The organism is Kitasatospora acidiphila (genome assembly GCF_006636205.1).
Lineage (GTDB): Bacteria > Actinomycetota > Actinomycetes > Streptomycetales > Streptomycetaceae > Kitasatospora > Kitasatospora acidiphila.
On record NZ_VIGB01000003.1, the window covers coordinates 2536092 to 2560347 of the forward strand.

The window sequence follows — 24256 nt, forward strand, 5'->3', positions numbered from 1 at the left end:
TGGTGACGCCCGCGTCGCACCGATGCCTTCCTTTCAGAAGTCCATGAGGCGCCGCGGAATTCCCGCTCGCCAGGCGAGCGGGACGCCGCTACCGACTACTCGGGCTGTCAATCCGCCAACCCGGTGCATCGCACGGTGATGTTCAGCCTGCCGGACAGGCCGAGAACCGGGTCGGCGGTGCCCGGAAGAGTGCGCAGCACACCGTGGTAGGCGTAGCGGGCGGGGCCGCCGAAGACGAGCAGGTCACCGCTGCGCAGTTCCACGTCGGTCCAGGGCCGGTTCCTGGTGCTGCTGTTTCCGAGGCGGAAGACGCAGCTGTCCCCGAGCGAGAGCGAGACCACGGGGGCGTCGGTGCGTTCCTCGAGGTCCTGGTGCAGGCCCATGCGGGCGCCCTCACCGTAGTGGTTGACCAGGGCGACGTCCGGCGCGTAGTCGAGCGCGCCGGGGATCTGGGCCACCCGGGGGCCGTAGGCCGCGGCCACGGCACGCCGGGCCAGCACGCCGAGCGGCGCGGGGAACGGCTTGACCGGGGCGCCGTCGCCGTCGGCGGTGGTGCGCAGATAGGCGTACGGGAACCAGTGCCGCGGACAGCCCTCGGCGGCCTTGCGGGCGACACCGCAGGTCGGGCAGCGCGGGACAACCGCCCAGTGCCAGCCGAGGCAGACCTGGCGGACCGACATCTCGGCGCCGCCGGGCAGCCGCACCCGGCGCAGTCCGGCGGGCGGCCTGGCCCACTCCCGGCAGGCGGCGACAAGTTCCCGTTGCTGCGTCAGGTCGAGCCAGTCGGGCAGCAGTACCGCACCGGGGGCGAGCTCGCGGCTCGGGCGCGGGAACAGTTCGCCGGTCATGATCCGTCTGCGGTGTCGAGGGCCGCCCGGGTCGGCATGGCCGTGCGCGCACCGGTCCTGGTGACGCTGAGCGCGGCGGCCCGCACCGCGAACCCGGCCGCCGCTGCCAGCGGGCGGCCCTCGGCGAGCGCCACCGCGAGGGCGCCGCAGAAGGTGTCCCCGGCGCCCGTGGTGTCCACCGCGTGCGTGGTCGGCGCCGGGATCAGTTCGATGGCCGAACCTTCACGGACCAGGGCGCCGTCGGCGCCGAGGGTGACCACCACGCGCTCACAGGGCAGGGCTGACGCCTGGCGCACCAGCTCGGCGAAGGCGGGTTCGGTCATCGGAGCCGGTGGTTCAGTGACCGAACCCGTAGGTTCAGTGACCGAATCCGTGGGTTCAGCGGCCGAACTCATAGGTTCAGTGACTGAACTCGTAGGTGCGCTCATCGAACTCAGGCTGGCCAGCTCGGTTCGGTTCGGCACCAGCACGCCGATCAGGCCCCACAGCTCCTCCGGGAGCCCGTCGGCGGTCGGGGCGGGGGCGGGATTGAGGATGAAGGTGCCCCGAGTCAGCCGGGCGGCGGTGAGCACGGCGGGGAGTCCGATCTCCAGCTGCGCCAGCACCACGGCCGCCCGGGCGAGGGGTTCGCGGGCCACCGTCACCTCGGCCGGCCCGACAGCGGCGTTGGCCCCGGGCGAGACCACGATGCAGTTCTCGGCCGCCGCATCGACCAGCACGATCGCCTGCCCGGGCGGGCCGGGCACCGAGGCGAGCCGATCGACGGCGACTCCCTCGGCAGCCAACTCCTCGCGCAACCGGGCGCTGTCCGCATCGGAGCCGACCGCGCCGACGAGCGCCACCGAGGCGCCCAGGCGAGCCACGGCCACCGCCTGGTTCGCCCCCTTGCCCCCACCGAGGCGCAGCACCGGCCCGCCCCGCACGGTCTCCCCGGGCCGGGGCAGCGCCCCGACCTCGATCACCTGGTCGAGGTTGACGCTCCCCACCACCACGACTGCATGATCCACGGTATCGGCCACGCCCTCATTGTCGCCCGCACGACCTGGCCCGCCGGGTCACCCCACCCCCAGGCCCCGGGCGCAGCACGGCAACCAGCCACCGCCACACCCGACCGCGACGTCACCCACCCCCAGACCCCCGCGCAGCACGGCACCCCCAGACCCCGGGCGCAGCACGGCAACCGGCCGCCGCCACACCCGGCAGCAGCGTCACCGCAGTCCCAGGTCCTGGGCGCAGCCACCCCACGCCCGCCATCCCTGGCGCGCCCGGATCTCCTCGGCCACCTCGATCTGCTGCTGCCGAGTCGCCTGGTCAGGGCGCGACGCATAGCGGAGCCCGCCGGCCGTCCGCCAGGTCCCGGGCAGGATCTGCAGCCCGCCGAAGTAGCCGTTGCCGGTCGCGGCACGCCAGTCACCGCCGCTCTCGCAGGTGGCCAGCCGGTCCCAGACGGCACCCGACCCAGCCCCGGCCGGGGCGGGCTTGCCCGCGGGCTCGGGATCGGGCTGCTCGGAGGACTCCGGAGCGGACGGGCGCGGGGTGTCCAGGACGGGCCGCTGGGCGGACCTGGAGGGAGACGCAGAAGGGCTCGCCGCCTCGTCACCCGCCGCACTCGCCGCCTCCGAATCAGCTGGACCGGACGAGTCAGACGAATCGGACGGGCCGGACGGATCAGCGGACTCCTGCGAAGGCTGGTCGGCAGCCCCCGAGGCGACCGGGTTCGCCGGCCCCGGAACCGGCCGGCCGGTAGCCGGCGCGGTGGGCGCCCCCGTGACCCCCGGTGCGGGCGAGCCCGTGGGCGAACCGGTGGGCGAGCCAGCGGGCGAGCCACCAGGCGTCCACCCGGCGGTGGGCACCCGCGCACCACCCGAAGCCGCCGGGCCCGCAGGCCCCCGGCGCGGTCGGCCGGTCAGCCCCGGCGCCAGGGCTATCCCCTCCGACCACCGGGCGGACAATCCCCCACCTCCCGCCACCTCATGGACCACCGCACCCCCGGCCGGCGCCGAGGGCGCAGCCGAGCGCGGGGCCGGAGCAGCGGCGGCCGACCGGGAACCGGAAGCGGGGGCCGCCAGGCCGGCCGCCCCGACACCGCAGAGGCAGAGGCAGAGGCCGGTAACTACACGTGTTCGATAGCGCACCCTCCGACTCTCACCGCCGTGCCACGACCCCGCGAGCCAGGAGCGCGTTTTACTCCTCCGTTAGGCGCACCAGCGCGCCGACACGCCGACCATCGCCGAAACGCCGAAACGCCGCCCCCGAAAAAGGGGAGCGGCGGTCCGACGCACCATCAGGACCCAGCGGATCCAACCAAAGGATCAGCAGGAGACTCAGACGGATCAGACGGCTCAGAAGGAGAGGACCTGGCCCGGGAAGATCAGGTTCGGGTTGCCACCGATGACCGAGGCGTTCTTCTGGTACAGGGCGTGCCAGTCGGTGCCGTGGGCAGCGGCGATGGCGCTCAGGGTGTCACCGCTCTTGACGGTGTAGCTGCCACCGTTGCCCGTGGCGGCCTTGTGGCCGTGGTAGCCGTTGTCCGACTTCGGCGCGACCGGGGCGGCCGGCTTCGCGGACTGCGGGGCCGGGGCGGTGTTCTGCTTGACCGGGGCCTGCTGCTGCGCGGGGGCGGCCGGGGCCGGGGCGCTCTTGGTGCTGGCGGCCGGGGCGGAGGTGTCGACCTGCGCGGGGGCACCGCCGGCGGTCAGGCCCGCCTTGACGGAGCAGACCGGCCAGGCGCCGGGGCCCTGGTCGGCGAGCACCTTCTCGGCGATCGCGATCTGCTGCGACGGGGTGGCCAGGTTGGCCTGCGGGGCGTACTGGGTACCGCCGTACGCCGCCCAGGTGGAGGAGGTGAACTGCAGGCCGCCGTAGAAGCCGTTGCCGGTGTTGATGCTCCAGTTGCCGGTGCTCTCGCACTGGGCGACGGCGTTCCAGGTGGCGGTCGAAGCGGCGGAGGCCGTGGTGGCCGTGACGAGGCCCGCCACCGGGAGGGCGGCGACAGCGCCACCCAGGACAGCCAGCCGGGCCCAGTTGCGCTTCTTCTGGCCCGCATCGGCGGTGGTGGCAGCGGCGTTCTCGTTACGGAAAGACATGGAATCCCTCTCGACAGCCCCGGGCGGGCATGCGGAACCAGGCCCGGTGAGGAGCCTGTTGCGCTGTGCCACGTCCTGTGGGCGGCCGGGTACGTGTCCGACGTACGTGCCGCCCTGGCCACTCCGCCACGCACCGACCGGCCTGTACGAGTGGCCATCGGCGGGCACCCGACTGCGGGTGCGCTGGGGGTGAACCCGGGTGGTGCTCGTTGCACCGGAGAGAAAGCTAGGTGGGCCACCAGCACGGAATCAACAAATTCATGACCCGTTCAGAATCAGACCAGGTCAGAAAGGTGTTACCCGAGGTAACGATCACGCCTTTCCAAGGTCACCTGTCCGTTTTGCCATGATTTGCGAGGCTCAAACCCCTTTCTCGCGTGGCATCGGTCACTTCTCAAATCCTGTGACCTCGCGCACATTATCGACAGAACGTAGTCATTCGTGAACCACACGCAGTCACTTCAGCGCCAAAATCCGACACTCAACGGCCCAACCCGTGACTCCGACCACACCACTCCGTTGGTAATGGCGGCCGGGCCCGCCCGCGCCGCGCCGGGGCGTTCATACCGCCCAGCCGACTGATCTAGGAGTCCTGTTGCCGCGCTTGCTCGATGTCAGCGATGAGGTCCGCGCCGAGATCGGCGATGACGAGGCCGACCGCCTACTGGGCGGGGCCCACGCGCCTGACAGCTATGACTGCACGTCATGTCGCACGCCTGGCGACAGCCTCACCGAGCCGACCAGCACCGTGCTCTTCGTGGGCGAGGAGACGGCGGTGCTGGCCTTCGCCCACGCCCGCTGCATCCCGTCACAGGTGGTCCCGGTCTCGGAGGCGCAGCTGGTCGGCGCGGTGCGCAGCATCAACCAGACCCAGGGCAGCGCTCCGCTGCCACCCGGCATGCCGTCGGACCCGCTGACCGCACCGCTGACGAGCCCGGCCAACCCGGCCAACCCGACGAACCAGGCGAACCCGATGACCGACCCGCTGAGCCCGCCGCCGATCGACCCGTTCGCCACCCGCCTCACCGACCCGCGGCCCGACTCCTTGAGCTCCATGAGCCCCTTGAACGGCCTGAGCTCCTTGAGCGGCTTGCCCACCCCGTCCTTCGCCGACCCGCTGACGGCCTCGCTCGGCGATCCGCTGACCGCTCCACTGCTCGATCCGCTGACCGCCCCCTTGGCCGCCGCCCCCGACCGGCCACCGTGCCCACCGCACCGGCCGGCTCGCCCTATCCGACCGGAGCCCCGACGCCGGACTCGGCCACCCGGGCGCCCGCTCCGGGCGAGCCCGCCGTGCTCGGCGTCACCTGCGGCCTGGTGCTCTGCGGCGACACCGGCCATGCCGCCATCGTGGTCGAACCCACCGGGCCGGTCGGGCGTCCGGGCAGCACCAGCGGCACCGACGAGTTCCTGCCGCTGCTGCTGGACAACGGCTTCCACCAGGTCCCCGAGGTCAACGAGCCGCCGGCGCGGCTGAGCGGCTGGTCGGTGCTGTTCGCGATGGGGCGGCTGCACTCGATCCTGCAGCCCTCCGCGGCGGGCACCAGCGCCTGGTGGCAGGCGCACGCCCCGCTGGTGGTCACCGAGGCATGGCGGAACGCGGCCAACAGCCAGTCCACCGTGATCATGTACGCGGCGCCGGCCGGCACCATCGGCCGACAGCCCCGCGAGGACCTGCTGCGCACCGCGCTGGACCGGGCCGCCGCCCGCGGGCTGCTGGTCGCCGCCACCCTCCCGCTGGCCGGCACCTGATCAGCCAAGTCGCCAAGTATCCGATGAACAAGGAACATTGACGCGTCGTCGGGTTTAGACGCGGCACCCGACGTCCGCCCCCACGCCACACCGCGCGCCCGGGTCCGCCCCCGGGCGCGCGGTGCACTGCCGGCGCCGATGCCCGGCAGCGGACCCGCATCCCCGACCCGACTCGCTCGTTGGGCCCTGCGTGTACAGCTACGACGTGACCTCGGCCCTCCGCCACACCACCGCCCTCCGGAGCATCCCGGCGATGAGGCCGTCGTACGACGGGGAGCATCCGGTAGCCCCCGCCCCGACTCCGATCTACGACGAGCTCTACTCCGAGTACCGTCGACTCTTCCGTGCGCTGCCCGGTGACCGCTCCAACGAGGAGGAGCTGCGCTTCACCGGCTTCGCGAACCGCCCGTACGAATCCCGCGCCGCCTACCCGCCGCCGGCCACCGCCGAGTCGTACGGCGGCTCGCCGCAGCACCAGCCGTTCCCGGCCTTCGCCGGCCAACTGCCCGGCGCCCCGCAGTTCGTACCGGCGCACCAGCCCTCCCAAGCGCCGAACTCACAGGCACCGAACTCACAGTCGCCCCAGCCGTACCAGCCCCAAGCACCGTCGCACTCGTCCCATCCGGCAGCGCCCCAGGGCCACCAAGCCCACCAGAGCCACCAGGCTCAGCAGGCCCCCCAAGCTCAGCAGCCTCAGCAGAACCAGGGTGGCCCGGCTGCCCAGGCCCAACCCACCAGCGGCCAGGGCTGGGTGGCGGCCGGCTACCTCGCGCCGGCCGCGGTCGCCACCCCCGGTCGGCACCGCGGCAACCTGTTCTCCCTCCCCCGGGGCGCTCCTGACCGCCGCCCGGCCATACACCCCGCTGCAGGGGGGGCCGGCGCAAAAGCAGAGTGGGCCCGGCGACTCCCCCCAGTCGCCGGGCCCACTCCTCTATATAGGGGCCCCCACACACCCCCTGTATATGAGGTCTACTTCTTCTTGCGCTTCTCCCGCACCCGCACCGAGATCGAGATCGGCGTACCGGTGAAGCCGAACTCCTCGCGCAGCCGGCGCTCGATGAACCGCCGGTAGCCGGCCTCCAGGAAGCCGGAGGCGAAGAGCACGAACCGCGGCGGCTTGATGCCGGCCTGAGTGCCGAACAGGATGCGCGGCTGCTTGCCGCCCCGGATCGGGTGCGGGTGGGCGGCGACCAGCTCGCCGAGGAAGGCGTTCAGCTTGGCGGTCGGGATGCGGGTCTCCCAGCCGGCCAGCGCTGTCTCGATCGCCGGGACCAGCTTCTCCATGTGCCGGCCGGTCAGCGCCGAGACGTTGACCCGGGGCGCCCACTGCACCTGGACGAGATCCTTCTCGATCTCGCGCTCCAGGTAGTAGCGGCGCTCCTCGTCCATCTGGTCCCACTTGTTGTACGCGACCACCACGGCGCGCCCGGCCTCGACGGCCATCGAGATGATCCGGGTGTCCTGCTCGGCCAGCGTCTCGCTGGCGTCGATCAGAACGACCGCGACCTCGGCCTTCTCGAGGGCCGCGGAGGTGCGCAGCGAGGCGTAGAAGTCGGCGCCGGCGGTCAGGTGCACCCGGCGGCGGATACCGGCGGTGTCGACGAACTTCCAGGTCTTGCCGCCGAGTTCGATCAGCTCGTCGACCGGGTCGCGGGTGGTGCCGGCCAGCTCGTTGACGACCACGCGCTCCTCGCCGGCCACCTTGTTGAGCAGGCTGGACTTGCCGACGTTGGGGCGGCCGATCAGCGCGACCCGGCGCGGACCGCCGAGGGCGGTGCCGAAGGTCTGCGGCGGCGCCTCGGGCAGCACGGCGAGGACGGCGTCGAGCAGGTCACCGGAGCCGCGGCCGTGCAGGGCGGAGACGGGGTAGGGCTCGCCGAGGCCGAGCGACCAGAGGTAGGCGGCCTCGGCCTCGGTGGACTGGCCGTCGACCTTGTTGGCGCAGAGCACCACCGGCTTGCCGGAGCGGCGGATCAGCTTGACCAGCGCCTCGTCGGTGTCGGTGGCACCGACCGTGGCGTCCACCACGAAGAGCACCGCGTCGGCGGTCTCGATGCCGAGCTCGGCCTGGGCGGCGACCATGGCGTCGATGCCGAGGACGTCGATCTCCCAACCGCCGGTGTCGACCACCTTGAAGCGGCGGCCGTTCCAGGTGGCCTCGTACTGGACCCGGTCGCGGGTGACGCCGGGGCGGTCCTCGACCACGGCCTCGCGGCGGCCGATGATCCGGTTGACCAGGGTCGACTTGCCGACGTTGGGGCGGCCGACCACGGCCAGGACCGGCAGCGGCACATGGGCGCCGGCCTCCAGGTCGAGGTCGCCGTCCTCGAAGCCCTCGCCCTCGGCGAGGGCCATGAACTCGGCGTACTCGGCGTCGTCAAGCTCGCCGTGGCCGGCGATGTGCTCGTTACTCATTGCTGTCTGTTCCAATTCCCGGCCCGCTCCCCGTCACCGGGCGCGGCCGTGCGTACCTGCCCGGGCATGGAGGCCGGGCAGCGCGAAAAACTCAGAGAACCCGGAAAATCTCGGAGAGCCGAGAAAATCTCAGGGCGAAACACCCAATGGTACGGGAAGCGCCGGGACTGCTACGCCGCGGTCAGGCCCTCGGCACGCTCGGCGACCAGCTCGACCACGGCGTCGATCACCTGGTCGAGGGTCAGGGCGCTGGTGTCGACCAGCACGGCGTCCTCGGCCTGGGTCAGCGGCGAGGTGCTGCGGGAGGAGTCGGCGGTGTCGCGGCGGACCAGGTCGGCGGCCATCGCGGCGATCGTCGCCTCGTCCACGCCCTTGCCCCGCAGCTCGGCGGCCCGGCGCTCGGCCCGGGCGTCGGCGGAGGCGGTGAGGAAGATCTTCGCGGTGGCGTCCGGGAAGACCACGGTGCCCATGTCCCGGCCCTCGGCCACGATCCCGCGCGGGGCGAGCCCGGCGCAGTCTCGCTGCAGCTCGACCAGGCGGGTCCGCACCGCCGGCACCGCCGAGACGGCGCTGACCTGGGCGGTCACCTCGGGGCCGCGGATCGGGCCGGAGACGTCGACGCCGTCGACCGTGATGGTGGGACCGTCGGCGTCGGTGCCGGAGACGATCACCGGCTTGCCGCAGGCGATCGCGACGGCCTCGGCGTCAGCGGTGTCGACCCCGTTGGTCAGCATCCACCAGGTCATCGCCCGGTACATGGCACCGGTGTCCAGGAAGCTGAGGCCCAGCCGGGCCGCGACCGCACGGGAGACGGTCGACTTGCCGGAGCCGGAGGGTCCGTCGATGGCGACGACGACCGGGGCGTTCGCTCGGCCGGCAGTGTCCACGGGGGAACCTCTCTTCTCGACACCCGGGGGAGATAACTCAAGGTTAGACGACCGCGACCAGTCCCCCAGCGGCGAGGCCGGGGGCTGCGCGGTCCGCGGGACTCAGTCCCGCACGTCCCAGCCGCGCTCGACCAGGGCGCTGACCAGCTGGTGGGTGGCGGTCGGTGCGATGGAGAGCTGGACCAGGCCGACCTGCCGGCCCGCCGAGTGGTCGATCGCGACGTCCTCGATGTTCACGCCGGCCCGCGCGGCCTCGCGGAACAGCCGCCCGAGCTCGCCGGGCTGGTCGCCGATCGCCACCACCACGGTCTCGTAGCGGGTCGGCGGGGCGCCGTGCTTGCCCGGGATCCGGGCCTGGCCGTTGTTGCCGCGGCGCATCACGCTCTCGATCCCGTCGGTGCCCTTCCGCCGGCCGGTCTCCTCATCGCCGGCCAGCGAGCGCAGCGCGCCCACGGCGGTGTTCAGGTCGACGGCCAGCTCCTCCAGGACGTCGGCGACCACGCCGGCGTTCGCGGAGAGGATGTCCAGCCACATCCGCGGGTCGGAGGCGGCGATCCGGGTCACGTCCCGCACACCCTGGCCGGCCAGCCGGACGGCGGTCTCGTCGGCGTGCTCCAGCCGGGCCGCAACCAGCGAGGAGAACAGCTGGGGAGCGTGCGAGACCAGTGCCACCGCGCGGTCGTGCGCACCCGCGTCCATCACCACCGGCATGGCACCGCAGAGCGCGACCAGCTCCAGTGCGGCGTTGAGCGTCTCGGTGGTGGTGTCGGCGGTGGGGGTGAGCACCCAGGGGCGGCCCTCGAACAGGTCGGCCCGGGCGGCCAGCGGGCCGGACTGCTCACGGCCGGCCATCGGGTGCCCGCCGATGTAGTGGGCGGTGTCGCAGCCGAGCGCGACCGCCTCGGCGCGGGGCCCGGCCTTCACACTGGCCACGTCGGTGTAGCTGCGGGCCAGGCCGCGCCGCTGGCAGTCCGCGAGCACGGTGCCGACCAGCGCCGGCGGGACCGCCACGATCGCCAGGTCCACCGGCTCCGACGGCTCGTCGGTGGTGCCCGCACCGAGCGAGGCGGCGGTGTGGGCGGCGTCCGGGTCGGCGTCCTCCAGATAGACCGCTATCCCACGGGCGGTCAGCGCGAGCGCGGCGGACGTGCCGATCAGACCGGTGCCGACGACGGCGGCTGTGCGCATGGTGGTGGAGGCTCCTGCACTGCGGGGGACGGACGGCGGACGCCCCCATCCTTGCGCACCGCCCCGGCGGCCGCTTCCCCAGCCCCGTCGATCCGCACCGACCACCAGGACAGCCGTCAGTCCCACAGGGCAGACTGGCCGAGCACACCGTGGAACTGCCGGCCCACAACGTGAAGGAGCGATGCTCCCGTGCCGATCCCAGCAGCCGACCCGCCACCGGCTGAGCCCCCGTCAATCGACTCTCCGTCAGCCGACTCGCCGTCAAGCGCGCCATCAGCCGATACCGCGGTCAGTGCGCCCACGGTGCTGGACGCGGTGGTGGTGCACGCCTCGGGCGCGCTCTGCACCCGGGTGGCCGGCGTGGCGCTGCCCGCCGAGGGGCCGGTCCGGCTGCGGCTGACCGGCCTGCCGGCGGTGCTGGAGCCGGGCACGGTACGGGCCCGTCTGGCGGCCGCGCCGGCGGGCTGGCGGATCACCGAGCTGCGGCCGTCGCTGGAGGCGGCGCCGAGTACGGCGGCGGAACCGACCGAGCTGGCGGAGCTCGTTACGGCGGCCGCCGAGCGGGTCGCGGCGCTGCGCCTGCGGGCGGAGCTGCTGGACACCCGGATCACGCGGACGGCCGAGCTGCGCGCGGTGCCGCCCGAGCCGGCCCGGGACCGGCCCGCCGAGCTGCGCCGGGCCCCGGTGGCGGCGCTGCGCGCGCTGGCCGACTTCGTCGACGGCCGGCTGGCCGCGCTGCACCAGTCCGCCGAGGAGGTGCGGGAGCAGCTGGAGCGGGCCGAGCGTGAGCACGCCCGGCTGGTCGACGAGCTGGAGCGCGCCTCCCGGGACCGACCGGACCGCACGGTGGCGGCCGGCACCGCCGTGCTGGTCACCCTGGCGCCGGACGATCCCGCGCTGCCCCGGCCCACCATGGGGGTACCCCCGGCCGAAGGCTGGGGGACGGTCACCGTCGAGCTGGAGTACCGGGTGCCGGGGGCGTGCTGGGTGCCCAGCTACCAGCTGAGCCACCGGCAGGGCGAGGCGGTCGGCACGCTGACGCTGCGGGCGGCCGTCGCCCAGCGCACCGGTGAGGACTGGACGGGGGTGCGGCTTGCGCTCTCCACGGCCGATCTGCTCCGCCCGGCCGAGCTGCCCAAGCTGCGGTCGCTGCGGATCGGGCGCCGCCAGCCGGCCCCGGCGCCGTCCGGCTGGCGGGAGCCGCCGAGCGGGCTGAACGCGCTGTTCGCGGATTACGACCAGGCGCCGGCGCCCCCCGGGCCGGCGCCGGTGGCGGTGGCCGCGGCGGCCGCCGGGCCGATCCGCCACGCCGCGCACATCGAACCCGACGACTTCCTGATCGGCGGCGCCGCCGCCCCGGCGCCGAGCCAGATCGCCTACGGCGCAGCGGCGCCCGCCCCGGCCCCGCAGGGCTACGGCGCACCGCCCCCGCCCACCGGACCGCCCGCCCCACAGGCCCCAGGCGCCGCCGGCCCGCAGCACCGGATGCGCGCGATGGTCGCGATGGCCGCGCCCGCCCCGGCGGCGGCGCGATGGCCGCACCTCCCCCGCCACCGCCGCCGCCCGCGCCGCCCGTCCCGGCCGCCGAGCTGCTCGACTACGCGGCCCTGACGCTGGCCGGCCCGGGCAGCGCGCCGGCCCAGCGCGGGCGGCTCCAGCCGGCCGGGGCCGGCTCCGGCGCCGCCGGGTACGCCGCGGCCCGCCTGGACCGCACCGTCCCGCCGCTGCCGCCGCACGCCGTGCCCCCGCGCCAGTCGGCCGGCTCGTTCGACCAGCGGTACGAGGCCGCCTCCCGGGTCGTGGTGCCCTCGGACGGCACCTGGCACACCGTCAGCCTGACCGAGCTGCCGGTGTCGCTGACCGCCGAGTACGTCTGCGTGCCCGCGGTGGACCCGGCCGTCTACGCCACCCTGCTGCTCGGCAACGACACCGCGCACGCCCTGCTGGCGGGCCCGCTGGACGTCACGGTGGACGGCGACTTCCTGCTGGGCACCGCCCTGCCCACGCTCGCCCCGGGTGCCCGCCGCCGGATCGGCCTGGGTGTGGCGCAGGGCGTGCGGGCCACCCGCCGCACCGAGACCCAGGAGTCCACGGCCGGCCTGCGCGGCGCGACCACGGTGGTCAGCGAGCGGATCCACATCGAGCTGGCCAACCAGCTGCCCGGGCCGGTGACGGTGGAGGTCCGGGAGCGGATCCCGGTCAGCGCCGAACGCGACATCCGGGTGGACGAGCAGCCCGCCGATCCGGCGTGGCAGCCCTCGGACGACCCGCACCACCCGCGCGGCACCCGCCGCTGGCGGGTCGAGCTGGCGCCGGGCGGGCGCACCCGGCTGACCGGCGGATACGAGATCCGCTTCCCGGCCGGCAGCTCCCTGACCGGCGGCAACCGAAGGAGCGGCTGACCCGTGACCCACGACCGGACCACGCATCCGACCGCCATCCCGCTCCCGGTCACCGCCGCGACCTGCCTGGAGGACCGCGCCCACCTGGAGCGCACCGCCCGCCTCGGGCTCGCCCCCGGCACCCACCGGCTGCGCCTGGGCCCGCTCACCCCGCTCGCCGTCGACCACACCCTCCGCACCGAGCTGGGCAGTCCGGACGGCCAAGTGCTGGACGCCCGGCTGGTGCGCAGCTGGGAGCCGCGCCCGGTGGGGCCCGACGAGGCCGACTCGCCGCTGCGGAGGCGGCTGCACGAGCTGCGCGCCGCGTTCCGGGCCGGCTCCGCCGAGCAGCAGCGGGTGGCGGCCCGGTTGGCGCTGCTCGGCCAGCTGTCGGAGGAGCTGCTGCGCGAGGTCGCCGAGGGCACCGGGCTGGGCGCGGCGGAGCCGGACCTGTGGGCGGCCGAGCTGGACGGCCTGGGCGCCGAGCAGGACGAACAAGCCGAGCGGCAGCGCGAGTTGAGCAGTCGGCTGGCCCAACTGGCCGCGCAGGAGCGCCAGGTGGCGGCTGCCCTGGAGGAGACCGAGTCCCGGCCGCTCGAACTGCGCTGCTTCCTGGAGTTGACGGTGCAGGCCGAGGCCGCCGTCGACACCGTTCTGACGGTCCGCCACCTGACGGCCTGCGCGCTGTGGCGGCCGGCCTACCGGGCGGTGCTGGGCGACGGCCGGCTGCGGCTCGCCTCGGACGCGGTGGTCTGGCAGGCCACCGGCGAGGACTGGACCGATGTGCGCCTCACCCTGTCCACCGCACGCTCCGCGCTGGCCGCCGAGCCGCCGCTGCTGCACGAGGACCGGCTGACGCTGCGGCCGCTCACCGCCGAGGAGCGGCGCACGGTGGCCGTGGAGGTGCGGGAGGAGGAGATCGCCACCCTGGGCGCGGCCGGCCCCGAGCCGACCAGCGAGCTGCCGGGCGTGGACGACCGCGGCGAGGTCCGGGTGCTCACCGCCCCGGCGCCCGCATCGGTGCCCGGGGACGGCCGGGCGCACCGGGTGCCGCTGGGCTCGTTCACGGGCCGGGCGGCGGCCGAACTCGTCGCGGCGCCGGAGCTGTCGCCGCTGGTCAGCGAGGTGGTGTCGGTGCGCAACGAGAGCGGCGGGCCGCTGCTGGCCGGGCCGGTCGAGCTGGTCCGGGAGAGTGGCTACCTGGGCCGCGGCGAGCTGCCGTACACGGCGCCGGGAGCGGTGGTCGAGCTGGCGTTCCCCGGTTCGGACGAGTACCGGCTGGTGCGCGAGGTGGTCGAGGAGCAGGGCAGTGCGGGCCTGCCGGTGGCGGGGCGGCGCAGCACGGTCACCCGCACGGTGCGGGTGCACGTCTCCCGGCCGACGGCTCCGGGGGTGACCGGCGAGCAGGTGGTGACGGTGCGGGAGCGGATCCCGGTCTCGGAGGTCTCGGCGGTCCAGGTGCGGCTGCACGAGCAGAGCTGCGATCCGCGCCCGGCGGAGCTGGACGCCGAGGGAATCGTCAGCTGGCGGCTGCCGCTGGCGCCGAACGCCCGACGGACCGTCACGCTGGTTTACGAGGTGGCCGCCTCCACCAGAGTCACGGGGCTGTAGAGGTACAACAGACACATGATCCTGCATCTCGCGCCCCTGGATGACTGGCTTCGCGATCCCGGTCGGCCGTACAGCGCCACCTCGCTGCTGACCGACGGCTACATCCACTGCTCGCCGGACGAGCCGACGGCGTTGGCGGTGGCGAACGTGTTCTTCGCCGCGGCGCCGGATCCGCTGATGGCGCTGCTGATCGAGGAGGACCGGGTGGAGCCGATGATCCGCTGGGAGGCGCCGACCGGCGACCGCCCGCCGGGGACGGCTCCCGATGTGCTGTTCCCGCACATCTACGGGCGGCTGAACCGCACCGCGGTGGTCGGTCTGGAGAAGCTGGAGCGCGGTCCGGACGGCCGCTGGGCGCGCTTCCTGCCCTGGAGCTGACCCGCCGCCCCCGCGAGCGCGCCGGTGCTACAGCCAGCCGCGCTCGCGGGCCGAGATTCCGGCCTGGAAGCGGGTGCTGGCGCCCAGCTCCCGCATCAGGGCCTGGAGCCGGCGCTGGGTGGTGCGGGCGCTCCAGCCGAGCGAGCGGGCGATCGACTCGTCGGTGAGGCCGGCGGCCAGCAGGGGCAGCAGCTTGCGGTGGTCCTCGTCCGGCTCGGCGGGACCGACCTCGGAGTTCAGGCTGGCCTGCAGCGGCACCGCCCGCTCCCACTCGGCCTCGAAGAGCCGGTCCAGCGCCTGCAGCAGCGCGGACGGGTGAATCACGTAGGCGGCGTCCAGCACGCTGTCGCCGACGCTGATCGGGATGATCGCCATCCGGTCGTCCGACATGATCAGCTTCATCGGGAGAGTGGTGCGCACCCGCGCCTCCTCGCCGTCCCGCACGCCGACCAGGATGTCGTCCTCCAGCCGCCCCGGCCAGGCCACCGCCTCGCGGTCGTAGATGGCGCGGTAGCGAACGCCCTCGATGAGCTTGCGGCGCTGGTGGACGAGGTTGGCGGCGACGTCCTGCACATAGGGCGGGCAGTCGAAGCCGCGCACCTGCTGCACGCTGGTGTCCTGCAGGTACTCGATCCGCTGGGCGATCGCCTCGGCACCGGTGAGCACCTCCACCGAGCGGGCCGGGTCGGTGTACCGGGAGGCCTCGCGGAAGGCGTCCATCAGCCGGTGCATCTCGGCCCGGGCGCTGCGCAGCTCGGCCTCCCGGTGGCCGATCAGGGTGCCGATCGCCACGTCGGGGGCGACCGCCAGGTAGTGGTCGCGCTCCACCGGGGCCCTGGTCGCCATGCCCTGCTGGGCGAGGCGGCTGAGCGACTTGCCGCTCTGCTGCACCGTGAGCCCGCAGCGCTCGGCCAGATCCGCGGCGGTCGAGCGGGGCGCCGCCACCAAGGCCGCGTAAACCTGACCGTCGGGTTCGGAGAGCCCGAGCGCGCCGAACGCTTCAGACATGACGACCCCTCCCCCGAGCATGGCGAGTTCACGCCATTCGTTGAGTGCTGATTTCATGGCCATCTTGTGCCACGGAGTGGTTGGTTGACAACCCGACCGCCGTGGCGACCACATGCCGGACAGTGCGAAGGGCCGGGCGGAGTGCCCGGCCCCTTCGCGGGGATCGCGCGAACCTACAGGCCGACGGCGCGCATCAGCTGGCCGACCTCGGGGTTGGTCAGCCGGCGCAGCCAGCCGGACTTCTGGTCACCGAGCGCGATCGGCCCGAAGTGGGTGCGGACCAGCTTCTCCACCGGGAAGCCCGCCTCGGCCAGCATCCGGCGCACGATGTGCTTGCGGCCCTCGTGCAGGGTGACCTCGACCAGGTAGTTCTTGCCGACGTTGGAGACCACCCGGAAGCCGTCGGCGCGGGCGAAGCCGTCCTCCAGCTCGATGCCCTTGGCCAGCTGCTTGCCCAGGTCGCGCGGGATCGGGCCCTGGATGGCGGCCAGGTAGGTCTTGGTGACGCCGTACCGGGGGTGGGTCAGCCGGTGGGCCAGCTCGCCGTGGTTGGTGAGCAGGATGATGCCCTCGGTCTCGGTGTCCAGGCGGCCGACGTGGAACAGCCGGGTCTCCCGGTTGTTCACGTAGTCGCCCAGGCACTGGCGGCCGTCCGGGTCCTCCATGGTGGAGACCACGCCGGCCGGCTTGTTGAGCGCGAAGAACAGGTAGGACTGGGTGGCCACGGTGAGGCCGTCCACCTTGATCTCGTCGTGCTGCGGGTCGACCCGCTTGCCCTGCTCGGTGACCAGCTGGCCGTTGACCTCGACCCGGCCCTGCGCGATCAGCTCCTCGCAGGCCCGCCGGCTGCCGACGCCGGCCCGCGCCAGCACCTTCTGCAGGCGCTCGCCGGCCTCGCCGCCGTCGCCCTGGGCGGCCGCGGCCGGCCGCTCGTGGCGGCGCAGCACGGCGTCCTCGATCCGGGCCTGCAGCTCGCGCGAGCGCTGCGGGGCGGGGCGCTGGCCGCCCTTGGCGCCCGGGCGCTGCGCGGGGCCGCGACCGCGGGACGGGGCGGCGTTCGGGCCGCCGCCGTACTCCGGGCGGTCGTAGCGCCGCTCCTCGGGGCGCATCGGGCGGTCGGGGTAGCGGCGGTCGTCCCGCCGGTCGTCCCGCCGCTCGCCGCCCTGGCGTCCGCCGCCGCCCGCACCGCCGCGGCCACCGCCGCTGCCGCCGCTGCGGAAGCCGCCACCGCTGCCGCCCCGGGACGCACCGCCGCCGCGCGCGCCGCCGTAGGAGGAGCCGCCCCCGCGACCGCTGCCGCCCCGGCCGCCCGCGCCGCTGTTCCTGCCGTTACCGCTACTACGCATCAAATGTCCGTACGTCGTCGTTCGTCGGGAAGTGCAAGTCGTGCCCGGCCGACCTCACTGCGCTTCCCGTGCGCTTGCGGCGGCCACCGCGTCCGCGATCGCCGTGCCTTCGAGGGACTCCGCTTCCACGTCGTCGACCTCGGGCAGGAAGGGCGCCAGTTCCGGAAGCTCGTCCAGGCCGCGCAGCCCCATCCGTTCCAGGAAGTAGCTCGTCGTCCGATACAGGATCGCACCTGTTTCGGGCTCGGTCCCGGTCTCTTCCACCAGGCCTCGCTGTACCAGGGTACGCATCACGCCGTCACAGTTCACACCGCGTACCGCGGAAACCCGGGATCGCGACACCGGCTGGCGGTAGGCGACCACCGCCAAAGTCTCCAGCGCGGCCTGCGTGAGCCGGGCCTGCTGGCCGTCCAGCACGAAGCGGTCGACCACCGGGGCGCAGGCGGCGCTGCTGTAGTAGCGCCAGCCGCCGGCGACCAGGCGCAGCTCGAAACCGCGGTCCTGGGCAGCGTACTCGGCGGCCAGCTCGCGCAGGGCGGCGGCCACCTCGGCGACCGGGTGCTGGACCGCCTCGGCCAGGCGGGCCTCGGTGATCGGCTCGTCGGCGACCATCAGCACCGCCTCCAGACCGGGGCGCAGCGCGACCTCGGGGGCCTCAGTGGCCTCAGTGGCCTCGGAGGCCTCAGGAGCCTCGGGGGCCGCGCCGGCCTCGGGGGCGCCCGGCTGCTCGGGGACGGCGGCCACGGGCTTTGCCTCGGCCGGGGCCCACACGTCCGGTACCGGCTCCGCCGGGGCCCGGAGAGCAGGTACCGGCTCCGCCGGGTAGGCAGGCTCCAGCCATTCGTCGTCGCGCGACTGACCGGGCAGGCCGAGGCTGCGCCGGGCCGGCCGGTCGCCGGGGACCCCGGGGGGTGGCACGGTGCTCACGGCTGCTCCTTCTCCTTCTCCGGCTCGCCGGCGGGCCGGTCGAACTCGTCGGTCACCTCGATCGCCGCCCGGTCCGCCTCGGCCACCCAATGGACCGTCAACGAGCCCAGCGGCTCGGCCTGGTCGAAGGCCAGCGCCCGTTCCCGGTAGAGCTCCAGCAGGGCCAGGAACCGGGCCACCACGACCAGCTCGCTGTCCGCGTCGGCCACCAGGTCGGCGAAGACCGCCGAGCCGTGGGCGGCCAGGTAGTCGGCGACCAGCTGGGCCTGCTCGCGCACGCTGACCGGCGGGGTGTGGATGTGGTCCACGTAGACAACCGGCTTGGGCTTGGGCGTCATCGCCCGGGCGGCCAGCTGGGCGAATCGTTCCAGCCCGACGTGGATCACCACCTCGGGCAGCAGCTCCGCGTGGTGCGGTTCCAGGCCGACGGTGCGCGGGCGGCGCCGCCCCTCCTCGGCCCAGCGCTGCTCGAAGACCGCCGCGACCCGCTTGTAGGCCCGGTACTGCAGCAGCCGGGCGAACAGCAGGTCGCGGGCCTCCAGCAGGGCCAGGTCCTCCTCGTCCTCGACCTCGGCGGCGGGCAGCAGCCGGGCCGCCTTCAGATCGAGCAGGGTGGCCGCCACCACCAGGAACTCGGTGACCTGGTCCAGGTCCCAGTCCGGCCCCATGGCGCGGATGTGCGCCAGGAACTCGTCGGTCACCTTGGAGAGCGCGAGCTCGGTGATGTCCAGCCGGTGCTTGGCGATCAGGCCGAGCAGCAGGTCGAACGGGCCCTCGAAGTTGGCCAGCCTGACGGTGAAGGACTGGTCGCGTGGGGCGCCGCGCGGCTGGTCCTGCTCAGGGGCGGTGTCGGGGGCGGTGGTGGTGGCCATGGCGGTCCATCTTCACACGCCAGGTGACCCCGCCCGGTTGTACGCGCGGGGCGGCCGCACGGCGGCACGCGCCCGGCCCGCGGACCGGCTCAGCGGCCCCGCAGCCGCCGCACCAGGATGCTCGCCTCGCCGCGCTGCTCCAGGTCGGCCAGCACGACGGCGATCGCCTCGCGCACCACCCGGCCGCGGTCCACCGCGAGCCCGTGCTCGCCGCGCAGCACCAGGCGGGCGTGCTCGAGGTCCATCAGCTCTTCGGCGGACACATAGACGGTGATCTTCTCGTCGTGCCGCTCACGGCCGCTGGGCCGCCGCGGTGCCCGGCCGCGCGGGCGGCGCCGCAGCGGGTCGGCCTGCTGGTCCTCGGGGCCGGCCGGGGCGGGGGCGGCCGCGGTGCCGCTCTGGGGGCGACGCGGGGCGCCGGGGCACTCTCGGCGCTCCGACCGGCGGGCACCCTCCCCCTGCCATCGGCGGGCCCGCCTGCGGGCGCGGCGCCGGTGCTGCCCGAGGGAGCGTCAGCGGAGGCGGCGTCAGGCTGCTGGGCACCGCTGCCGTCCGCCGGTTCGGCGTTCTGACGGCTGGCCAGGGAGGGCGACAGCGCCATCCCCCGGTGGTGCGGAACAGCTCGTCGGCCCCCGGGAGGCTCACTCGACGGGGCGGCACCGGTCGAGCACCTCCCTGGCGAGCTGGCGGTAGGCGGCGGCACCCACCGAGTTGGTGGCGTAGGTGGTGATCGGCTCACCGGCCACGGTGGTCTCCGGGAATCTGACGGTCCGTCCGATGACGGTGTGGAAGACGTGCTCGCCGAACGCCTCGACCACCCGGGCCAGCACCTCGCGGCTGTGCACGGTGCGCGAGTCGTACATGGTGGCGAGGATGCCGTCCAGGCGCAGCTCCGGGTTGAGCCGCTCGCAGACCTTCTCGATGGTCTCGGTCAGCAGGGCGACGCCGCGCAGCGCGAAGAACTCGCACTCCAGCGGCACGATGACGCTGTGCGCGGCGGTCAGCGCGTTGACCGTGAGCAGGCCGAGCGAGGGCTGGCAGTCGATGATGACGTAGTCGTAGTCCGGCAGCAGCGGCTTGAGCGCGCGGGCCAGTGCGGACTCCCGGGCCACCTCGCTGACCAGCTGCACCTCGGCGGCCGACAGGTCGATGTTGGAGGGCAGCAGGTCCATGCCGGGCACGGCGGTCTTCAGCAGCACCTCATCGGCCGTCAGGCCCCGCTCCATGAGCAGGTTGTAGACCGTGACGTCCAGCTCCATCGGGTTGACGCCCAGGCCCACCGAGAGGGCGCCCTGCGGGTCGAAGTCGACCAGCAGCACCCGGCGGCCGTACTCGGCCAGCGCGGCGCCCAGGTTGATGGTGGAGGTGGTCTTGCCGACGCCGCCCTTCTGGTTGCACATCGCGATGATCTTCGCGGGACCGTGCTCGGCGAGCGGGGCCGGGATCGGGAAGTACGGCTGCGGGCGACCGGTGGGACCGATCCGCTCGCGGCGCTGGCGGGCCGCGTCGGGGGCCAGGGTGGCGGCGTACTCGGGGTCGGGCTCGTACTCGGCGTCCGGGTCGTCGTAGGAGCCGTAGGCGGCGAACTCGGAGTAGCCCAGCTGCTGGGCCGACAGGTCCGCTTCGTAGACCGGGGTGCGGGCGGTGGCCTGGCGCGCCTCGAAGGTCCTCACCGCCACCGTGCCGATCTCCTCGGCCCCGACGGTGGAATATCCGGCCCCGGTGTCGTCGGTCGGCTGTCCGGTGATGTGCTCCGCCAGACCTGGCTGACCACCCCCGGGAGCAAATGTCGACTCATTCACAAGTCGTCTTACCTCCTTGGGCATCCAGGGCATTATGTCGATTCGTCAGCCTGACACCATGCCGACGGTTTGCGACTCTAGGCCGTTCCGGGCGTTCGCAGCAACACAATCCACGGTAGTAGGACCGATGTGTCGGCCATCCGACCGGGTTCTGTCAAGGGGTGGGTGATCCAGCCCACAGCTGATTGACGCATGGCGAAGCCCCCGACCGGCGACCGCCGGCCAGGGGCTCACGACATGCCTCCGCTGCGCCTGATCGAACGTCAGGCGAGCGCGTGGTGCGGCGTCAGGCGAGCACGCTCTCCAGGGAGACGGAGGGCAGGTTGAACGCCTCGGCGACCGCCGGGAAGGTGATCTGGCCCTCGTGCACGTTCAGGCCCTTGGCCAGCGCGGCGTCGCGGCGCAGCGCCTCCTTCCAACCGCGGTTGGCCAGCTCGACCACGTACGGCAGGGTGGCGTTGGTGAGTGCGTAGGTGGAGGTGTTCGGCACCGCACCCGGCATGTTGGCCACGCAGTAGAAGACCGAGTTGTGGACCTGGAAGGTCGGCTCGGCGTGGGTGGTCGGGTGCGAGTCCTCGAAGCAGCCGCCCTGGTCGATCGCGATGTCGACCAGCACCGAGCCCGGCTTCATCTTGGCGACCAGCTCGTTGGTGACCAGCTTGGGGGCCTTGGCGCCCGGGATCAGCACGGCGCCGATCACCAGGTCGGCCTCGACGACGGCCTTCTCCAGCTCGAACGAGTTGGACATGATGGCCTTGATCTTGGTACCGAAGATCTTGTCGGCCTCGCGCAGCTTGTTGATGTCGCGGTCCAGCAGGGTCACGTCGTAGCCCATGCCGATCGCGATGGTGGCCGCGTGCCAGCCGGAGACGCCGCCACCGATCACCACGGCCTTGGCCGGGTGGGTGCCGGGGACGCCGCCCGGCAGCACGCCGCGGCCGCCGGCCGGGCGCATCAGGTGGTAGGAGCCGACCTGCGGGGCCAGCCGGCCCGCGACCTCGGACATCGGGGCGAGCAGCGGCAGCGCGCCGTTGGCCAGCTGGACGGTCTCGTAGGCGATCGCGGTGGTGCCGGAGGCGACCAGCGCGTCGGTGCCGGCCCGGTCGGCGGCCAGGTGCAGGTAGGTGAAGAGGGTCTGGCCCTTGCGGAGGCGGTGGTACTCCTCGGCGATCGGCTCCTTGACCTTCAGCAGCAGGTCGGCGGTCGCCCACACCTCGTCGGCAGTGGGGAGGACGGTGGCACCGGCGGCCACGTACTCCTCGTTGGGGATGGAGGAGCCGACGCCGGCGCCGTCCTCGATGTAGACCTCGTGGCCATTGCGGACCAGCTCATGCACGCCGGCCGGCGTGATGGCCACGCGGTACTCGTGGTTCTTGACCTCGCGGGGATGCCGACCTTGGTCACGGTTAAACACGTCCCTCTTGCCATGGGGGTCCCTACCGGGGGAAGACCGGAGGGTGGGTGCGCGGAGGCATGCCTCCGGCATGGGCACGGCCAGGCCGGGACACGCTGCACTGCGCGACTAAGTCGAGTGTAATGAAGCCCAGCTGATCCGTCAGCCTTCCAAAGTGACTAAATCTCCTCGACCCATTGGCAGATTCGTAGGCTTGCTCTGGGAAGTTCCTGGCGAACGGCGATCTTCCAGGCAAATCTCCCAAACAGTGCACGGGTCACCGCAAGGACGCCGGGAAGATGCCCGCCGGTCAGCCGGAGTGCAGCTTCTCCAGGGTCGCCGCCACGGCCGTGACCCCCGGTCGTCGCCGAGGCGGCGCAGCAGCGCGAGCGCCGCCCGGTACTCGCGGACCGCCTCGTCGGTGCGGCGCTGGGCGGCGTGCGCCTCGGCGATCCGGACCAGCAGCCGGGCCTGGGCGGCGGGGTCGTCCAGGTGCTGGCGCAGCACGAGGGCCCGGCCGTAGGCGTCGGCGGCCCGGACCGCCTCACCGAGCGCGCGACGACACTCGCCCACGCCCTCCAGGGCCCGGGCGGCCGCCGCGTCGTCGCGCGGCTCCCGGGTGTGGGCGACGGCACGCTGGTAGAGCTCGGCGGCCGGCGCCCAGTGGCCGGCGGCGGCCCGCAGGTCGGCCAGGTTGAGCAGGGCGGCGGCGGCCCGGCGGGGTGCGGCCTGGCGTTCGGCCAGTTCCAGGACCAGTTGGTGCAGCCGGTAGGCGTCGGCAGGGCCCGGTCGGCCGGGGCCGGTGAGCGGGAGGGTGCGCAGTAGGGCGCCGACCAGGCGGGCCACCGAACCGTCCAGGTCGCCCTGAGCAAGCGCTTTTTCGGCGCTGCTGAGCAGGAGTTCGCGCTCGCCCGCCAGCCAGGCCCGGGCCTGCGCGGCGCCGCGCAGCCGCAGCGGACCGGGCAGCGGGTCGGGGGCCGGCACGGCCGGGTCCAGCAGCGCCCGCGCCGAGTCCACCAGCCGGATCAGCCGCTCCAGCAGCCGGGCCCGGGCCAGCTGCAGGGCGGCCGGGCGGTCGTGCTGCTCGCGCAGCGCGACCAGTTCGGCGTGGAACCGCCCGGGCACCCGGTAGCGGGCGGTGCCGTCGGCGGTCGGCTCGGCCGGGTCCAGCAGCTCCTGCTCGGCCAGCGCCTGCAGGGCCACCACCGCCTCGGGTGCCGGGCAGCCGGCCAGCGCGGAGGCGGTGCGCGGGTCGCCGAAGCCGCCCGGCGCCAGGGTGAGCATCCGCAGCAGGCGGGCCTGGGCGACGGGGAGGGCGCGGTAGCGCAGGTGCAGGGCGGCGACCAGGGGGTCCCCGGCTCCGGTTCCCCGCTCCTCGGCCACCGCGCGCAGGGCGGCGCCCGCCTCGGGGACGGCCACCTTGGGGTGCGCCCGCAACCAGCCGGCCAGCAGCCTCAGCGGTGCCGGCCGGCCCGCGCAGGCCTCGGCCAACTCGGCGGCGGCGACCGGGTCGCAGCTGATCCGGGTGCCGCCGACCAGTGCGGTGAGCAGGTCGACGGCGGCCGGCTCGTCGATGCCGCGCAGGATCACCGGGTCGACGGTGAACCGGTCGGCCAGCCCGGTCAGCGGACGGGCGGCCACCGCGAGCACCAGGCAGCGCGGCTCCTCGGGCAGCAGCGGGCGCAGCTGCCCGGCATCCGCGACGTCGTCCAGCAGCAGCAGGGTGTCCCGGCCGGTCAGCGCCTCGCGCAGGCGGGCGCAGGCCGGGTCCTCCTGCTCGGGGCCGGCAGCGGGAGCGCCTCCGTTTCCTCGCCGAGCTCGCTGAGCAAGCGCTTGGCCACCAGCCCGGGCGGATGCGGGGTGCCATCGGGATCGGAGAGCCGAAGGGCCAGCACCCGCCGCTCCCCGGCCGCGGTGGCGGCGAACCGCCGGGCCAGCGACGTCCGCCCCGACCCGGGCCGCCCGGCCACCAGCAGCACCCGGCACCCGCCCCCGCTCGCCGGGCCCCGCAGCCGCAGCGTGAGCGCCGCCAACTCCGCCGCCCGTCCGACGAACGGCTCGGGCACCCCGGGCGCGGGCGCCGCCGCCCGCTCGGAAGCGGGCCGCACACCCATCGTCGCCGTCTCCCTCGCCACCAGCGCCACTCCCGACCCAGTCGCCCAGCTTCCCGTCAGCGAAGCGTAGTTCGCCGACGCCCCGCTGCCGAGGGGCCAGCCATCCGGCCGAGCGCCGAATCACCCGGACAGTCGCGCCGGCGAGTGGACGCCGCCGCGGCCGCGCCGCTCCGCGGGCAACTCACCGGCCGACGGCCTCCCAGGTGTCGGGCTCGCCCGCGGCAGCAGCCACCTGATCGCCACCGCGG

21 protein-coding genes and 1 pseudogene are annotated in these 24256 nt (G+C 74.1%); 6 read left to right on the plus strand and 16 right to left on the minus strand.

Annotated features, from left to right (window positions below; genetic code table 11):
* Positions 1 to 107 precede the first annotated feature (107 nt).
* The 4 genes from E6W39_RS12140 to E6W39_RS12155 all read right to left on the minus strand — a co-directional run bounded on the left by E6W39_RS12140 (position 108) and on the right by E6W39_RS12155 (position 3934).
* The gene (locus tag E6W39_RS12140) at positions 108 to 848 is read right to left on the minus strand and encodes an alpha-ketoglutarate-dependent dioxygenase AlkB family protein (RefSeq protein ID WP_141633561.1); all 741 of its coding nucleotides are present in this window, start codon (positions 846 to 848) and stop codon (positions 108 to 110) included.
* Positions 845 to 1867 (minus strand): ribokinase, encoded by a 1023-nt coding sequence (locus E6W39_RS12145; RefSeq protein ID WP_228718110.1) that lies wholly within the window; start codon positions 1865 to 1867, stop codon positions 845 to 847. Before E6W39_RS12145 ends, E6W39_RS12140 begins: the two co-directional genes overlap by 4 nt.
* 189 nt (positions 1868 to 2056) lie before the next feature.
* Positions 2057 to 2701 (minus strand): transglycosylase family protein, encoded by a 645-nt coding sequence (locus tag E6W39_RS43485; protein ID WP_323809010.1) that lies wholly within the window; start codon positions 2699 to 2701, stop codon positions 2057 to 2059.
* Positions 2702 to 3190: 489 nt separating this feature from the next.
* Positions 3191 to 3934, minus strand: coding sequence for a LysM peptidoglycan-binding domain-containing protein (locus E6W39_RS12155; protein WP_141633563.1), 744 nt, complete (start codon positions 3932 to 3934; stop codon positions 3191 to 3193).
* A 595-nt stretch (positions 3935 to 4529) separates the two neighbouring features.
* Here E6W39_RS12155 and E6W39_RS41440 point away from each other — a divergent pair.
* A pseudogene (locus E6W39_RS41440) lies at positions 4530 to 4844 on the plus strand (hypothetical protein); the annotation flags it as partial.
* 293 nt (positions 4845 to 5137) lie between these two features.
* Complete coding sequence (locus E6W39_RS12165) at positions 5138 to 5686, plus strand: hypothetical protein (protein WP_181799230.1); 549 nt, start codon at positions 5138 to 5140, stop codon at positions 5684 to 5686.
* A gap of 969 nt (positions 5687 to 6655) precedes the next feature.
* Here E6W39_RS12165 and der read toward each other — a convergent pair.
* The 3 genes from der to E6W39_RS12185 all read right to left on the minus strand — a co-directional run bounded on the left by der (position 6656) and on the right by E6W39_RS12185 (position 10302).
* Positions 6656 to 8101 carry a ribosome biogenesis GTPase Der gene (gene der / locus E6W39_RS12175; RefSeq protein WP_141633566.1) on the minus strand — a complete coding sequence of 482 codons (1446 nt, stop codon included), beginning with the start codon at positions 8099 to 8101 and terminating at the stop codon, positions 6656 to 6658.
* Positions 8102 to 8271: 170 nt separating this feature from the next.
* Positions 8272 to 8988 carry a (d)CMP kinase gene (gene cmk / locus E6W39_RS12180; protein ID WP_141633567.1) on the minus strand — a complete coding sequence of 239 codons (717 nt, stop codon included), beginning with the start codon at positions 8986 to 8988 and terminating at the stop codon, positions 8272 to 8274.
* A gap of 102 nt (positions 8989 to 9090) precedes the next feature.
* On the minus strand, positions 9091 to 10302 hold the full coding sequence (locus tag E6W39_RS12185) for a prephenate dehydrogenase (protein WP_323809011.1): 1212 nt from the start codon (positions 10300 to 10302) through the stop codon (positions 9091 to 9093).
* A gap of 177 nt (positions 10303 to 10479) precedes the next feature.
* Between E6W39_RS12185 and E6W39_RS41445 the strand changes: the two genes are divergently transcribed.
* The 4 genes from E6W39_RS41445 to E6W39_RS12200 are packed head-to-tail and all read left to right on the plus strand — an operon-like array spanning position 10480 to position 14546.
* Positions 10480 to 11787: a DUF4139 domain-containing protein gene (locus E6W39_RS41445; protein WP_228718111.1), complete on the plus strand. Its 1308-nt coding sequence runs from the start codon at positions 10480 to 10482 to the stop codon at positions 11785 to 11787.
* Complete coding sequence (locus E6W39_RS41450; protein ID WP_228718112.1) at positions 11709 to 12578, plus strand: DUF4139 domain-containing protein; 870 nt, start codon at positions 11709 to 11711, stop codon at positions 12576 to 12578. Before E6W39_RS41445 ends, E6W39_RS41450 begins: the two co-directional genes overlap by 79 nt.
* Before the next feature lie 3 nt (positions 12579 to 12581).
* Complete coding sequence (locus E6W39_RS12195; protein WP_141633569.1) at positions 12582 to 14168, plus strand: mucoidy inhibitor MuiA family protein; 1587 nt, start codon at positions 12582 to 12584, stop codon at positions 14166 to 14168.
* Positions 14169 to 14183: 15 nt separating this feature from the next.
* The gene (locus E6W39_RS12200; RefSeq protein ID WP_101382940.1) at positions 14184 to 14546 is read left to right on the plus strand and encodes a DUF952 domain-containing protein; all 363 of its coding nucleotides are present in this window, start codon (positions 14184 to 14186) and stop codon (positions 14544 to 14546) included.
* A gap of 27 nt (positions 14547 to 14573) precedes the next feature.
* Here E6W39_RS12200 and E6W39_RS12205 read toward each other — a convergent pair whose 3' ends face one another.
* The 9 genes from E6W39_RS12205 to E6W39_RS12245 all read right to left on the minus strand — a co-directional run bounded on the left by E6W39_RS12205 (position 14574) and on the right by E6W39_RS12245 (position 24029).
* Positions 14574 to 15554: a helix-turn-helix domain-containing protein gene (locus E6W39_RS12205; RefSeq protein ID WP_181799231.1), complete on the minus strand. Its 981-nt coding sequence runs from the start codon at positions 15552 to 15554 to the stop codon at positions 14574 to 14576.
* A 173-nt stretch (positions 15555 to 15727) separates the two neighbouring features.
* Entirely contained in the window at positions 15728 to 16900 is a 1173-nt protein-coding gene (locus tag E6W39_RS12210; RefSeq protein ID WP_141633571.1) for a pseudouridine synthase, read from the minus strand.
* A 54-nt stretch (positions 16901 to 16954) separates the two neighbouring features.
* Positions 16955 to 17512 carry an SMC-Scp complex subunit ScpB gene (gene scpB, locus E6W39_RS12215; protein ID WP_181799685.1) on the minus strand — a complete coding sequence of 186 codons (558 nt, stop codon included), beginning with the start codon at positions 17510 to 17512 and terminating at the stop codon, positions 16955 to 16957.
* A gap of 311 nt (positions 17513 to 17823) precedes the next feature.
* Positions 17824 to 18699: a segregation and condensation protein A gene (locus tag E6W39_RS12220; protein WP_141633572.1), complete on the minus strand. Its 876-nt coding sequence runs from the start codon at positions 18697 to 18699 to the stop codon at positions 17824 to 17826.
* An 89-nt stretch (positions 18700 to 18788) separates the two neighbouring features.
* Complete coding sequence (locus E6W39_RS41455) at positions 18789 to 18962, minus strand: hypothetical protein (RefSeq protein WP_228718113.1); 174 nt, start codon at positions 18960 to 18962, stop codon at positions 18789 to 18791.
* Between the two features lie 378 nt (positions 18963 to 19340).
* Positions 19341 to 20501, minus strand: coding sequence for a ParA family protein (locus tag E6W39_RS12230; protein WP_407658382.1), 1161 nt, complete (start codon positions 20499 to 20501; stop codon positions 19341 to 19343).
* Between the two features lie 286 nt (positions 20502 to 20787).
* The gene (gene ald / locus E6W39_RS12235; protein WP_141633573.1) at positions 20788 to 21915 is read right to left on the minus strand and encodes an alanine dehydrogenase; all 1128 of its coding nucleotides are present in this window, start codon (positions 21913 to 21915) and stop codon (positions 20788 to 20790) included.
* A gap of 141 nt (positions 21916 to 22056) precedes the next feature.
* On the minus strand, positions 22057 to 23544 hold the full coding sequence (locus tag E6W39_RS12240; protein WP_141633574.1) for a hypothetical protein: 1488 nt from the start codon (positions 23542 to 23544) through the stop codon (positions 22057 to 22059).
* 86 nt (positions 23545 to 23630) lie between these two features.
* Positions 23631 to 24029, minus strand: coding sequence for an ATP-binding protein (locus E6W39_RS12245; protein ID WP_141633575.1), 399 nt, complete (start codon positions 24027 to 24029; stop codon positions 23631 to 23633).
* Positions 24030 to 24256: the final 227 nt, after the last annotated feature.